The following is a 14,177-nucleotide window of genomic DNA, read 5'->3' on the forward strand; positions in this document are numbered from 1 at the left end:
CTCGATTCTATGTAGTGTAATGCTAATTACCTCTATTTTAACAAAAAGAAAACAAGACTGCCAATCCGTACGTCGGCAGTCTTGCAATCTCAGGCTAATTTTCTGTACAACTCTTAGTTCGCAACGATATTCACAAGTTTCCCTGGAACAGCAATGACTTTGCGGACTGTCTTGCCTTCGATGCTTTCTTTTACCGCGTCATCGGCAAGAGCGATTTCTTCCATTTTTTCGCGGGTAGCGTCGGAAGGTACGTAAAGTTTAGCTTTAAGCTTACCGTTTACTTGGACCACGATTTCAATTTCATCTTCTACTAGTTTGGACTCATCGAATGTAGGCCATGCTTCATAAGTGATAGTGCCTTCGTTACCAAGCTTTTCCCATAGTTCTTCTGCAATATGTGGACAGACTGGGGAAAGCAATTTTACGAAGCCTTCTACGTAATCTTTAGCAATGGTGTCTGCTTTGTAAGCTTCATTGATGAAGACCATCATTTGTGAGATAGCCGTGTTGAAGCGAAGGCCTTCGTAGTCTTCCGTTACTTTTTTCACGGTAGCATGGTACGTTTTCTCTAATGTGTCTTCTTCTGTAACTTCCACAACTTTGGAGCTTAATTTGCCGTTTTCTTCAACAAACAACCTCCACACACGGTCAAGGAAGCGGCGGGATCCGTCTAGTCCATTGGTGGACCATGCGATGGAAGCTTCAAGTGGTCCCATGAACATTTCGTATAGACGAAGGGTGTCAGCACCGTGGGATTCCACGATATGATCAGGGTTTACGACGTTCCCTTTGGATTTACTCATTTTTTCGTTATTTTCACCTAGGATCATTCCTTGGTTGAAAAGCTTTTGGAATGGCTCTTTCGTTGGAACCACACCGATATCGTATAAGAATTTATGCCAGAAGCGAGCGTAAAGTAAGTGAAGTACGGCGTGCTCTGCTCCACCGATGTAGATGTCTACCGGCAACCATTCTTTTAGTTTTTCAGGATCAGCTAATTTCTCGCTGTTTTTCGGGTCGATATAGCGCAGGTAGTACCAGCAGCTTCCGCCCCATTGTGGCATCGTGTTTGTTTCACGGCGACCTTTTTTGCCTGTTTCAGGATCTACGACATTCACCCAGTCCTCAATGGCAGCAAGCGGGGATTCGCCTGTTCCGGATGGACGGATTTCTGACGTTTTTGGTAAAACAAGTGGAAGCTGGTCTTCCGGTACTGCTGTTGTTGTGCCATCTTCCCAATGGATGATTGGAATCGGCTCGCCCCAATAGCGTTGGCGACTAAACAACCAGTCACGAAGGCGGTAGGATACTTTCTTTTCGCCTTTTTCGTTAGCAGCTAACCATTCGATCATGTTGGAAATTGCCTCTTCTTTTCCAAGACCGTTCAAGAAGTCGGAGTTAACGTGCTCTCCGTCACCTGTGTAGGCTTCTTTTGTAACATCGCCACCTGCCACTACTTCTACGATTGGAAGATCAAACTTTGTCGCGAATTCCCAGTCGCGCTCATCATGTGCGGGTACTGCCATGATTGCGCCAGTACCGTAGCTCATCAACACATAATCTGCAATCCAAATTGGCAATTTTTCGCCATTAGCTGGATTCACTGCGAATGCACCAGTGAACTCTCCGGATTTTTCTTTGGAAAGCTCTGTACGTTCAAGGTCGCTCTTGCTTTGAACTTTTGCGATATATGCTTCTACTGCCTCACGTTGTTCATCGGTTGTGATTTTTTTCACTAAAGGATGCTCAGGAGCAAGTACTGCGTAAGTTGCACCGAAAAGTGTGTCTGGACGTGTTGTGAAAACGGTGAAATTCTCATCCGTACCGTCGATGCTGAAATGTACATTCGCTCCTTCCGAACGACCGATCCAGTTGCGTTGCATATCTTTTAAGCTTTCCGGCCAATCTAATTCGTTTAGGTCTTCCAATAGGCGATCAGCGTATTCTGTAATTCTAAGGATCCATTGACGCATTGGACGTCGTTCTACCGGATGTCCGCCACGCTCAGATTTCCCGTCAATTACTTCTTCATTTGCTAAAACTGTACCAAGTGCAGGGCACCAGTTTACCGGAACTTCATCCACATATGCCAAGCCTTTTTCGTATAGCTTCAAGAAAATCCATTGAGTCCACTTATAGTACTCGGGATCAGTTGTGTTTACTTCGCGATCCCAGTCATAGGAGAAGCCTAGGGACTTGATTTGTCTGCGGAATGTGTTGATGTTTTGTTCCGTGAATTCTGCTGGGTCGTTTCCTGTGTCCAACGCATATTGCTCTGCAGGTAGACCGAATGCGTCCCACCCCATTGGATGAAGGACGTTTTGTCCTTGCATACGCTTCATGCGGGAAAGGATATCTGTTGCTGTGTAACCTTCTGGATGACCTACGTGCAGACCTGCTCCGGATGGATAAGGGAACATGTCTAGTGCGTAGAATTTTTCTTTCCCTTTTTCTTCTTGCGTTTTAAATGTTTTGTTTTCTTCCCAATACTTTTGCCATTTTTGTTCAATGGACTGATGTTGAAATGACATCTTTTCTTCCTCCTGTTAACTCAAATAAATACAAAAAACCCCTCATCCCAATAAAGGGACGAGAGGTTTGAATATACTTAACCTACCGCGGTACCACCCAGATTATTATCACAGTAAAATGATAATCACTCGAATCCTTAACGCGGATGATACGGCGAAATATTACTGCCTTCCATTTAGAAGGGTTCACACTTGCTACTCCAAGGCGAGTTCATGTCCGATCGTTTGTTGACTTCCACCACCCGTCAACTCTCTATGCTCGTTTCGTCCACTACTGATCCTTTTCAACGTATAAGTTTTTGTTGTTAGTTTGTATTGTAATGAATTTAGTAAAAAACTGCAAGGGGTATTTTCACTAATCATTATGAACGTTTTCCAGAAAAGTATTCAATGGTACAGCCGCTTAGCAGCAAGATTCCTTTTCCTTCTGACTTTCGCTGCAGCAACCCCCTGCTTCAACCTCATCACAACATGACTGATTTTCTTTTACCTCTATAATTTCTACACCACAACAGCCTACTTCTCTTTTCTTTAAAAATGAAAACATAACCTTTCCTCCTATGTTAATACATCAATTTATTTTGATTAATAGTCCAAAATCTAGTTTTGTGCACAGCATTGTTGACTCTGATTGTTTCTGGCAACTTGGGCATACAGGTTTTGCAGATAGCGAATGATGTTTATTCTTCTGCCTTTTGAAGCTATTGCCAATCGGTTGTCATGTTGTAAGCTTGCTAATCTCTGTTCGTTCAATTTAGTAAGTGTATACGGATGTAAATTCATATTTTCTCCTCCTTAAATCAATTTTAATTGATTAATTAATTTCATTATATGTTCGGAGGAAAAAATATGCAACAATTTAAATCAAAAAAAATTGATTTATCGTTCGACATTTTTCTTCCATAGAACAAAAAACCCCAGGCCCCCTCAACGCTAGAGGAGAGAGACCTGAGACTTAGCTTAACAAAGAACTATTGCACCGTATAGCCACCATCTATAACCACTGCCTGCCCGGTAACGCCTCCAGCCGCATCACTGCTTAAGAACATTGCATAATCGGCTATTTCTTTTACATCTAGCAGTCTCCGCTGCGGAACCAATGGGTAGATGATTTCTTCCAATACTTTTTCCAGAGGGACCTTTCTTGTTTCTGCAAGATCCTTCAACTGACCTCGGACAAGCGGTGTATCGACATAGCCTGGACACAGTGCATTGACGGTAATTCCATCTGCTGCTCCCTCTAATGCGGAAACCTTTGTCAGACCAATCACTCCATGTTTCGCACTGTTATATGCCGCTTTCCCGGCAAATCCAACCAAACCATTAATGGAGGCCATATTCAATATCCTTCCGAATCCTTGAGCTTTCATTACAGGAAAAGCATGCTTCGTCGCGACAAATGGTGCGACGAGCATCACGCGAGTAAGGAGCTCAAACTTTTCAGTCGGGAAGTCTTCCAACATAGAAACATATTGAAGTCCCGCATTATTAATCAATACATCCAACCGTCCGAATTCAGAAACCGTTGTATCAATTACGGATTTTAGCTCTTCTTCAGACGTTACGTCGCAACGCAACCCTCTAGCTGTCAATCCAAGGCGATTTAATCCTTCTCCCGCCTCCACAACATTCTCTTCATGCAAATCCGTCAGCACGACCTTTGCACCAGCTTCGGCAAATTGTTTTCCTATTTCGTACCCTATTCCTTGGGCTGCTCCCGTAATGAGAACAACTTTATCTTTAACCACTGCTCCAAACTCCTTTCAGGAAAAAATTATTAGATTCCTAGTCCCATAGAGAACAATGCGATAGCAATAGCCAATCCAATCAATGGGACGATAACAGTCAAAGCTGCGACAGGTCCATATGCTGCCTGATGTGTCTCACCACAGATTGCTCGGACGGTAGTTACAACATAACCGTTATGTGGCAAGGAATCCAGTGCACCGGAAGAAATCGCGACTGTACGATGAAGTGCCTCAGGATTGACGCCCATGTCCATATAATGTGGGGCAATTAATGGTAAGGCAATTACCTGGCCGCCAGAAGCCGATCCAGTCATACCTGCGATAACGCTGACTGCAATTGCTGCACCAATTAGCGGGCTCCCCGGGATGTTGGTCATTGCCTCAACGACCGTACCAAACGCAGGTACCGCTTTGGCAACTCCGCCAAAACCTACTACTGCAGCCGTGTTACCAATAGCAATCAAAGCACCCATTGTACCCTCTGAGATTGCATTCCAAAAATCCTTAAAGTATTTTCTGCCAAGTACATAAGTTGTGATGATACCGCCTAGTAAAGCAATGATTAATGCAGATTGTTTCAAACTATCATGGAAAATGAAAGAGATAATTAAAACTACTGCTAATGGGATAAAGCTTAATAATGGGTTAGGAAGTGGCCTATTTGCATCTATAGTAGGATCAGTATCTCTAGAGATAAATGTCTCTCCTCGACCAACTGCTTTGGTGATCATTCGTTTCAACCACCAATACCCAAAAATCATCATGAACACCGCAACAAGCGCACTTACTTCCCATCCTGCATAAGGAGTTGTATCCAAGTATGGAATAGGAATCCAGTTCTGGATCTCTGGAGAACCTGCAGAAGTCATCGTAAATGTTACAGATCCAAATGCCAATGCGGCCGGAATGAACCGACGGGGCAGGTTAGCCTGTTTGAATAAGCTGATTGCCATTGGATACACGGAGAATGCAACAACGAACAAGCTTACTCCTCCGTAAGTTAAAATGGCACATGCAGCAACAATAGCCAGAACAGCAAATTTCATGCCCAGTTTATCGACAACCAATCTCGATACCGAATCTGCCGCTCCGCTATCCTCCATTACTTTTCCGAAAATGGCACCAAGCAAGAACATTAGGTACCAAGCAGTCACAAAGGACGAGAAGCCTCCCATATAACTACTCACAAAGTTTACTTCCCCTTCACCTACTAGTTGTGGAAATAACGGCATTCCACTTAAGAGAGCGACAAATAATGCTGACAGAGGACCTACTACAAGAAGGTTCATCCCCCTCATCGTTAAAAAAATTAATAATGCCAAACCACCGATAAGACCAATCATGCTCCACATTTTTCTTTCCCCCTTTTTCTCCTTTTGGTAAACGCTTACAAAATAACGTAAACTTTTTACCTATTATTTTTCTTTCCGTATTTATCAATGCAAAAAGCGTGCCAACTAAACAGTTTAATTGTTTCAATATTTCGAACAAAAAGTTTTTCCGGAAATCTGGACAAAAACAGACGAACTGCCATAAAACAAAGGAGTCCAGATATCCGGAACACTTTCCGGAAACCTGGACTATTAAATCAAAAATTCTAATGGTTATTTTATCCCATATTTCTTTAATTTTTCATAGAGGCTTGATTTACTAATACCAAGTTGTTTGGCTGTTATCAACTTGTCATGTTGGAACTTTTCTAATGTTTGAAGGATAGCCTGCCTCTCCGCATCCTCTAACGTTTCTTTTAACGGTTTGGAACCAATTGGTATGGAATAAGAATCTCTTAAGTAATCAGGAAGTGCTTCCAATGTCAGTTTTTGACCTGTGGATAAATGTACAGCAGCTTGAATAACATTTTCAAGTTCCCTTATATTACCAGGCCACCGATAACGCAACAATGCATCAAGGGCTTCCTCAGTAACAGATGTCACCCTTCTACCTGTACGTTTACAAATTTTCTGAATAAAATGCTCAACAAGCAACGGTATATCTTCTGTTCTCTCTCTTAGTGAAGGGATCTGAAAAGGAATAACATGAATACGATAATACAGATCCTCTCGGAACCGCTTTTCTTCCATCATCTTTTCTAGCGGTCGGTTAGTAGCTGCAATCACACGCACATTCACTTGTATCGGCTTTACAGCACCCACCGGCTCCACTTCTCCTTCCTGCAAGGCACGCAAAAGCTTGATTTGCATAGGCAAGGACATATCCCCAATCTCATCCAGAAACAGCGTACCACCATCAGCAAGCATAAATTTCCCCTTTTTACCGCCTTTTTTTGCTCCTGTAAAAGCTCCTTCTTCATATCCAAACAATTCGGATTCCAGAAGATGCTCTGGGATCGCCGCACAATTCAGTTTGATAAAAGGCAGTTGACTTCGGTTGCTTAGCTGATGGATGCTATGCGCAAACAGCTCCTTTCCAGTTCCGCTTTCTCCCCTAATGAGGATGGATACGTCACTTGCAGCAATCTGCTTTACCTTCTCTTTTAACAGTTTGATAAGCTTGGAGTTTCCAATAATATCCTCCAACGTGTACTTCACACCTGTTTGTTGCTCGTATTCTTGTAAATAGTTTCTGATTCTCCCAAGCATGCTTTTCACATGACTATTCATTTTGTCCCATTCACTAGTATCCCTGAAAATTACTGTCCCGTAAGCACCAATTACTTCTCTGTTCTTATTAAAAATAGGCACACGATTGGCTATCATGTAGTTTCCTCTTATATATTGAAGGTCGGCAAGCTCTTCCTTTCCCGTCTTGACCACTTCATGCATCCGGGTGTTTTCTATGACTTGGGTTACGTGTCTGCCTATTACACCTTTGTTGTCTACCCCGATAAAATCACAATAACTATCATTCATGTAGATGATTTTGCCTTCATGATTGACCACGACAATCCATTCAAAAGCGTTGGCAATTATGGTATCCATCATTTCATCTGTAAGTAAGCTTTCTTTTACTCCCATCTATACCCCTCCTGCTTATCTGAGATAAATATATCACAAAAGTCTAATAATGATGAGAACGTTTTCATAAATACATATTTTGCAAGTTTGATACAATAGTAAGTAATGATTGTTTTTGAATGTGAGGTATCTATTATGCCAGATTGGTCTTATCACGGAATTTTCAAGCCGATACTAATGAAGCTGCCTCCTGTTGTTTCAAGGGAGTTTATTCATCGCGGCATGAATACTATCGCTTCTATTCCTTTTGGGGTAGGGGAAAATATCATTAACTTTCTTGGGAGAGAAGAATGCTCTCCTTACCTTCAAACCGAACAGATGGATGTTCTTTTCCGAAACCCTGTAGGCCTGTCAGGAAAATTGGACCCTAACCTTAGCGGAACTCGCGCATTTTCCAACCTTGGATTTGGATTTATCGAAGTAGGTCCGGTGACGTGGGAACCCATTCATAGCAGTGAGACTCCAATTGTGCGAGAAGATACAGCAACTATCCATTTTCCAAAAGAGACGATTGGATTCAAAAAAGCTTTAGAAAAAATAGAAAACACTCCTGTAAAGCAACCACTCTTCGTTCGGTTACTAGGTACAAAAGATGAACTCGAAACAATGGCAAAAGGGTTTGAGCACCTGGTAGCTGGATTTATTCTAGAATCATCTGATGTTAAAAGTTTAGGACTTAAGAATAAGCCCTTTCTACTATCTATAGAGAAAGTCGGATCACTTCCTGTATCTGACCTTGCTCATTTTTCTGGTTTTCTTGTGGAAGAAACGAATGGAAAGAAAAATCTCCTGAAAGAAATACAACTTCTGAGAAAGATGGGATTGGAGAAAACTATCATTAGTTCAGGAGGTATAAATACTCCAGCTGATGCTCTTGAACTGAAGGATGCTGGAGCTGACCTGCTACTTTTAAAAGAAGGGTATGTATTTTCTGGACCGGGACTAACAAAGCGGATCAATGAGGCATTATTGGACAGAAAAGAAGTGACTCCCCACATACAAGAAGGGTGGTTTGCTTATTGGCTGTTTGGAATGTTTGTATTTCTTGGAGGAATTTTAGCTCTCCTTTTCAGTATCACTTCAATCATTTTACCTTATGACGAGCATTTCCTTGGCGTGAAAAAAGAGGAAATCTGGTTGTTTAATGAACGAATCATGTTATTCATGGCACATGACCGGATGACGCTTGCAGGAACGATGATTTCGGGTGGAATTGTATATATGCAGCTGGCAAGGTACGGAGTCAAAAGAGGGTTAAAGTGGGCTAAGCAGGCTATTGATATTGCTGCCATATTAGGCTTTCTCGGTATCTTTGCTTTCATTGGTTATGGATATTTTGACTGGTTGCATCTATTATTCTGGTTGGTTTTGTTGCCTGTTTACCTTTATGGATGTTGGAAAACCAAACGTATTTCTGGGACGCCAGCCTCTCCTAACCTTCATAATGATTATGCCTGGAAGCTTGGAATTTATGGGCAATTAGCCTTTGTCCTACTAGGGTTTTCTTTTGTTCTTGGAGGAATTATTATCTCTTATATTGGCGTTTCAATTGTTTTCGTTTCTACAGACATCCAATATATTTGTATGCCACCTGAGATGCTTGAGAGTTTCAACCAAAACTTAATACCCGTATTAGCTCATGATCGCGCAGGTTTTGGGAGTGCTCTTTTAAGTGTCGGCTTATTGGTATTGACTCTTTCTCTTTGGGGCTTCCAACAGGGGAACCGATGGGTATGGTGGACTTTTTTTATTGGAGGGCTACCAGCTTTCAATGCGGGAATCTATATTCATTTTGCTATCGGCTATACAACATTCATTCACTTGGTTCCTGCCTATATCGCTTTAGGGTTGTATATAGCGGGATTAGTATTGGCATATAATTATTTACACAAAAAGAAATAAGTCATACAAGTGAATCCTCACATTGCCGATGGAGTAAAAAACACTTCATCGGCTTTATTTTACTTGGTCAGCAATTACAGATCATGACCACGTTACCGTCCGGATCTTTGATGTTAAACCAAGCCGTCTCTCCCACCCGCTCCATCTCCCGAATAATTTCAATGCCTTTTGTTTGAATATATTGATAAGCTTCATCGATGTCTGGTGCATAAAAATTGAACAGAGCTGCGTCGCTTGGCATATGTTTAAACCCAGGATCAAAGGTATGATCATCTAGAGTCAATGAACTGCTTCCAACTAAGGGGATGTTGTAGACAGGAGATTGTACTGAATCTAGATTAAGGTCCAACCCTAGTAAATCAGAGTACCACTGGGCAGATTTTTTTAAATTAGTTACGTGAATGAAAACACCATTCATTTGATTTTTTATTGGCAATGTTTTTTGCATGTTTTCTCCCTCCTTTTTATGTTCACTTGTTTACTATTCGGTATATTAAGGAAAAGTCCTTTGAAAACTTGATAGAAGCAAATGAAAAAAACAAGTAGAAAACATTAGTTAGTGGGTAATCGCCGCAGTAGATTTCCGCAAATGGCTTCGCTTTCCGCGGGACGGTGCTTGAGCCTCCTCACTTCGTTGCTGGGTCTCAACCTACCGTTACTCCCCCGCTGGAGTCTACGCCATTTTCTCCAATCCACTGCTATAAATTATTAGGATGATACGTTAATGCTTTTACTGTTAACTCGGTTAGACTCCCTTTGGTAAATCCATAGTTAATTGAAGAAACTCTGTTGATTGGTGTGGAAGGCGTGCAGACGCCCGCGGGAGGAAGGGACAGGTGAGACCCCGGAAGGCTTGCCTGAGGAGGCTCACGGACCGCCCGCACGCAAGCGAAGCGCCTGGAACGGAAATCAACTGTATTATCCACTTTCCAAAACAATAAAAAAGCCAATCCCACTCTTCAGAGAGCAGGATTGGCTTTTATTATTTTCTTACACCATCACTTTACAAATGTCGTTTGTAAACTCAACAGGATCTTCAAGCGGCAGGCCTTCAATCAACAACGCTTGGCTGTACAATAGGTTTGTGTACAACGCAAGTTTTTCACGATCTCCCTCATGCGCACTTTTCAAGGCAGTAAACACTTCATGGTTTGTGTTAATTTCCAGTACCTTATTAGCCTTAATATTTTGATTATCCGGCATCGCACTTAGGATTTTTTCCATTTCTATGGTTACTTCTCCTTCAGTTGACAAACAAACTGGATGCGTTTTTAAACGTCTAGATACCTTAACCGCTGAAACTTTATCAGCTAGAATCTCCTTCATTGCTTCAAACATTGCTTTGTTTGCTTCTTGCTTGGATTCCGTTTGCTTGTCATCTTCTTCAGATTCAATGCCAAGATCGCCGCTTGATACATTTTTAAACTCTTTTTCTTTATAATTCATCAGCATCTTGATAGCGAACTCATCAATGTCCTCTGTGAAGTAAAGGATTTCATACCCTTTGTCAGATACTAACTCTGTTTGCGGCAGCTTTTCAATTCTTTCTTTGGACTCCCCTGTCGCATAATAGATGTACTTCTGGTCCTCTTTCATGCGGGAGACATACTCATCTAACGTCACAAGCTTTTTCTCTGTAGAAGAATAGAACATCAGCAAGTCTTGAAGCTGCTCTTTGTTAGCGCCATATTCTGCATAGACTCCATACTTCAATTGACGACCGAAAGCCTCAAAGAATTTCACATATTTCTCGCGCTCGTCCTTCATCATGCCAAGCAAGGCACTCTTGATTTTCTTTGCCAAGTTCTTCGCGATGAATTTCAGCTGACGATCTTGCTGCAGCATTTCACGAGAAATGTTAAGGGACAGGTCCTCAGAATCCACCAACCCTTTCACAAAGCTGAAATGGTCAGGCAACAAGTCCGCACTTTTATTCATGATCAATACGCCACTTGAATATAGCTCCAATCCTTTTTCGAATTCTTTAGAATAGTAATCGAATGGGATGCTCTCTGGAATATACAGAATAGAGTTATAGCGAATTGTACCATCTACGCTAATATGAAGATGCTTTAAAGGCTTGTCAAAACCATAGTGTTTTTCTTGATAGAATTTCTCATAATCTTCATCTGTCAGTTCTGATTTATTTTTACGCCAGATTGGCACCATGCTGTTGATGGTCTGCTCTTCTGTCACTTCTTCTAATTCCTCTTCGTTGTCCGCTTTCGGTTTGGAAGTCGTTACATCCATCTTAATCGGGTAGCGGATGAAGTCCGAATATTTTTTGATGATGGACTTTAATCTGTACTCTTCTAAGTACTCATCATAACTTTCATCTTCTGTGTTTTCTTTTATTTTCAGAATGATTTCCGTACCGACAGAGTCTTTTTCAGCTGGCTCGATTGTGTATCCATCTGCACCTTCTGATTCCCATCTGTACGCTTCATCGCTGCCGAGTGCTCTACTTGTCACCGTCACTACATCCGCAACCATGAAGGCCGCATAGAAGCCGACACCAAATTGTCCAATGATATCGTGTCCGTCTTTAATTTCATTTTCTTTTTTAAATGCCAAGGAACCACTTTTTGCAATAACACCAAGGTTTGCTTCCAGTTCCTCTTTTGTCATCCCAATACCTGTATCCACAATGGTTAAGGTTCTATTTTCTTTATTTGGGATAACTTTTACAAAATAGTTGTCTTTATCGAAAGTAAGAGACTCATCTGTCAATGCGCGATAATATATTTTATCCATCGCATCACTTGCATTGGAGATGAGTTCTCTTAGAAAAACTTCACGTTGGGAGTAGATGGAGTTGATCATCATTTCTAGCAGTCGTTTGGATTCAGCTTGGAATTCTTTTTTTGTCATGTTCTGATTTCTCCTTCCAAATATGTATGACTATATTTTAGCACTCTCAAAGCAAGAGTGCTAATACTCTATAAAATAATTATCATATTTGGATATTTTATGTCAATAGTTTAATAAGAGAAAAGCCAGTACTCTTTTTAATTGAGTACTGACTTGATAGATTAAACTGCCCTATTAGTTACCACTGGGGGATTTGATTTCCTTTTAATTTTTTGAATTACTACCGCTAATACTGCGATTCCTATTGCAATCAGATCTGTCACTAACCCCGCGTTTATTAGAGTGAGAGCAGCTGCAAGTAATAAGATTCTAACTAGCAAACTTGTGTTTGTTCCAGCAAACCAGCCTTGCACCATAGCAGCCAAGAAATAGATTCCGACAGAAGCTGTAATGGTGGCAATGATGATTTTCCACCCTGCCCCCATCATCATCAGCTCAGGGCTGTAAATGAACATAAACGGTACGATGAACGCCGCAATCCCCAGTTTGAATGCAGTCACACCGGTTTTGAACGGATCTGTTCCTGCCACCCCTGCAGCTGCATAAGCTGCCAATGCAACAGGCGGTGTGATAGCGGACATAACTGCGAAATAAAATACGAACATGTGGGCTGCAAGTGGCTCAAGCCCCGTCTGAATAAGGCCTGGTGCCACAACGGAAGCCGCTACGGCGTATGCTGCTGTTGTAGGCATTCCCATTCCTAAAATGATGGAAATGAGCATAGCGAATACAAGTGCAATCAACATATTGTTATCAGCAATGCTTAAAAGTAGAGAACTGAAACGCTGACCAACGCCTGTCAGAGCAATAACTCCTACTATAATGCCAGCACATGCACACACCGCAAGCAGTTGGATTGTATTTTTCATTCCAAGCTCTAATGCATGAAGGACCTTTTTCAGTCCCATTCTGTTTGAAGGATGTATCCAGCTCACAACTAGGCATGCAATGATGGAAATCGTCCCTGAACGAATGACAGAATACCCCATTACTAAAGAGGAGATTAGAATGATGATTGGAATAAATAAATATGCCTGCTTTAAAATCCCTTTTAATGATGGAAGTTCATGGCGCTTTAGGCCGCGCATGTTATTTTTTATCGCTTGAAAATCCACCATAAAATAAACCGAGATGAAGTATAGAATGGCAGGAATCGTTGCTGCAACTATAATCTCTGAATATTTAATTCCGGTCACTTCAGCCATGATAAAAGCTCCGGCTCCCATAATCGGAACCATGATCTGTCCACCAGCAGATGATGTTGCCTCTGTCGCTGCTGCAAATCTACCACTATAACCGACACGTCTCATCAAAGGGATTGTCAAAGATCCTGTCGCTACTGCATTCCCGGCCGATGTACCATTCATCATTCCCATCAGTCCACTCGAGAGAACCGCTACCTTAGCTGGACCTCCACGCATTCCTCCTGCCAATGAAAAGGCAAAATCAATAAAATAACGGCCTACACCGGACATTTGAAGAAAGGCTCCAAAAACGATGAACAGCAAAATATATTTGGAGGAAACATCCAAAGTTACTCCGAAAATGCCATTATCTTTAAAAATATATGTTACAAATCTCTCAAAGCTGTAACCTCTATGATTTAGTATACCTGGGAGGTACGGTCCTATAAATGCGTAGAGAGAGAAAATACCTGCGAGAATGGGCAAAGTCCATCCACTAGTACGTCGAGTCAATTCTAGTACAACGATAAAACCTAACACAGCTACAATGGTATCTTGCGTTTGCGGTACAGTACCAAATCTACTGAGAACTGCCTGTAGATTGGTATAAAAGTAGAATGTAACATATAGAATAGCTGCAATTAACAGCCAGTCTAAAACGTTCACTTTGTTGGATGCTGACTTCCAGCCTTTAAAGAGAATAAAGCCTAGAACAGCTCCAAATGCCAAATGGACACTCCGAAAAATCAGCGGGTCAATAGGGTGGAAGTTAAGAATATATAAATGGAACAATGCCCCAAAGACGGCAATGGACATGAACGTGTATTTCATCCATCCTGTCAGCACCCTCATGTTGGAACTGCCTTCCACTGCTTCCTCCAGCTCTTTTGCTTTTTCATCGCTGACGATGGAATGAACCTTTTCTTCGTCAGCGCTTTTCTTGTTTGTCTTTTTGCTCAAGGAAAA

10 protein-coding genes and 1 other annotated feature are annotated in these 14,177 nt (G+C 41.7%); of the genes, 1 reads left to right on the top strand and 9 read right to left on the bottom strand.

Annotated elements, in window-relative coordinates; translation table 11 throughout:
* Window positions 1–113: 113 nt before the first annotated feature.
* From leuS to HC179_RS11910, 6 genes are all read right to left on the bottom strand, one after another.
* Entirely contained in the window at window positions 114–2,531 is a 2,418-nt protein-coding gene (gene leuS, locus HC179_RS11885; protein WP_168864491.1) for a leucine--tRNA ligase, read from the bottom strand.
* Between the two features lie 51 nt (window positions 2,532–2,582).
* Window positions 2,583–2,828, bottom strand: a binding site (T-box leader).
* A 106-nt stretch (window positions 2,829–2,934) separates the two neighbouring features.
* Window positions 2,935–3,078, bottom strand: coding sequence for a hypothetical protein (locus HC179_RS11890; RefSeq protein ID WP_168864492.1), 144 nt, complete (start codon window positions 3,076–3,078; stop codon window positions 2,935–2,937).
* A 53-nt stretch (window positions 3,079–3,131) separates the two neighbouring features.
* Entirely contained in the window at window positions 3,132–3,314 is a 183-nt protein-coding gene (locus HC179_RS11895; RefSeq protein ID WP_168864493.1) for a hypothetical protein, read from the bottom strand.
* Between the two features lie 188 nt (window positions 3,315–3,502).
* Entirely contained in the window at window positions 3,503–4,279 is a 777-nt protein-coding gene (locus HC179_RS11900; protein WP_168864494.1) for a 3-hydroxybutyrate dehydrogenase, read from the bottom strand.
* Window positions 4,280–4,308: 29 nt separating this feature from the next.
* Window positions 4,309–5,631 (bottom strand): GntP family permease, encoded by a 1,323-nt coding sequence (locus HC179_RS11905; RefSeq protein WP_168864495.1) that lies wholly within the window; start codon window positions 5,629–5,631, stop codon window positions 4,309–4,311.
* A gap of 252 nt (window positions 5,632–5,883) precedes the next feature.
* Window positions 5,884–7,254, bottom strand: coding sequence for a sigma-54 interaction domain-containing protein (locus HC179_RS11910; RefSeq protein ID WP_168864496.1), 1,371 nt, complete (start codon window positions 7,252–7,254; stop codon window positions 5,884–5,886).
* 135 nt (window positions 7,255–7,389) lie between these two features.
* Here HC179_RS11910 and HC179_RS11915 point away from each other — a divergent pair, with 135 nt between their 5' ends.
* Window positions 7,390–9,156 carry a beta/alpha barrel domain-containing protein gene (locus HC179_RS11915; protein WP_168864497.1) on the top strand — a complete coding sequence of 589 codons (1,767 nt, stop codon included), beginning with the start codon at window positions 7,390–7,392 and terminating at the stop codon, window positions 9,154–9,156.
* A 67-nt stretch (window positions 9,157–9,223) separates the two neighbouring features.
* Here the strand turns inward: HC179_RS11915 and HC179_RS11920 are convergent, their stop codons facing one another.
* From HC179_RS11920 to HC179_RS11930, 3 genes are all read right to left on the bottom strand, one after another.
* Entirely contained in the window at window positions 9,224–9,604 is a 381-nt protein-coding gene (locus tag HC179_RS11920; RefSeq protein ID WP_168864498.1) for a VOC family protein, read from the bottom strand.
* Between the two features lie 542 nt (window positions 9,605–10,146).
* Entirely contained in the window at window positions 10,147–12,027 is a 1,881-nt protein-coding gene (gene htpG, locus HC179_RS11925; RefSeq protein ID WP_168864499.1) for a molecular chaperone HtpG, read from the bottom strand.
* Between the two features lie 161 nt (window positions 12,028–12,188).
* Window positions 12,189–14,171, bottom strand: a complete 1,983-nt coding sequence (locus HC179_RS11930; RefSeq protein ID WP_240948524.1) for a TRAP transporter permease — start codon at window positions 14,169–14,171, stop codon at window positions 12,189–12,191.
* Between the last annotated feature and the right edge of the window lie 6 nt (window positions 14,172–14,177).

This window comes from Bacillus sp. RO1, assembly GCF_012524115.1.
In the GTDB taxonomy this organism is placed as follows: Bacteria; Bacillota; Bacilli; order Bacillales; family Bacillaceae_I; genus Sutcliffiella_A.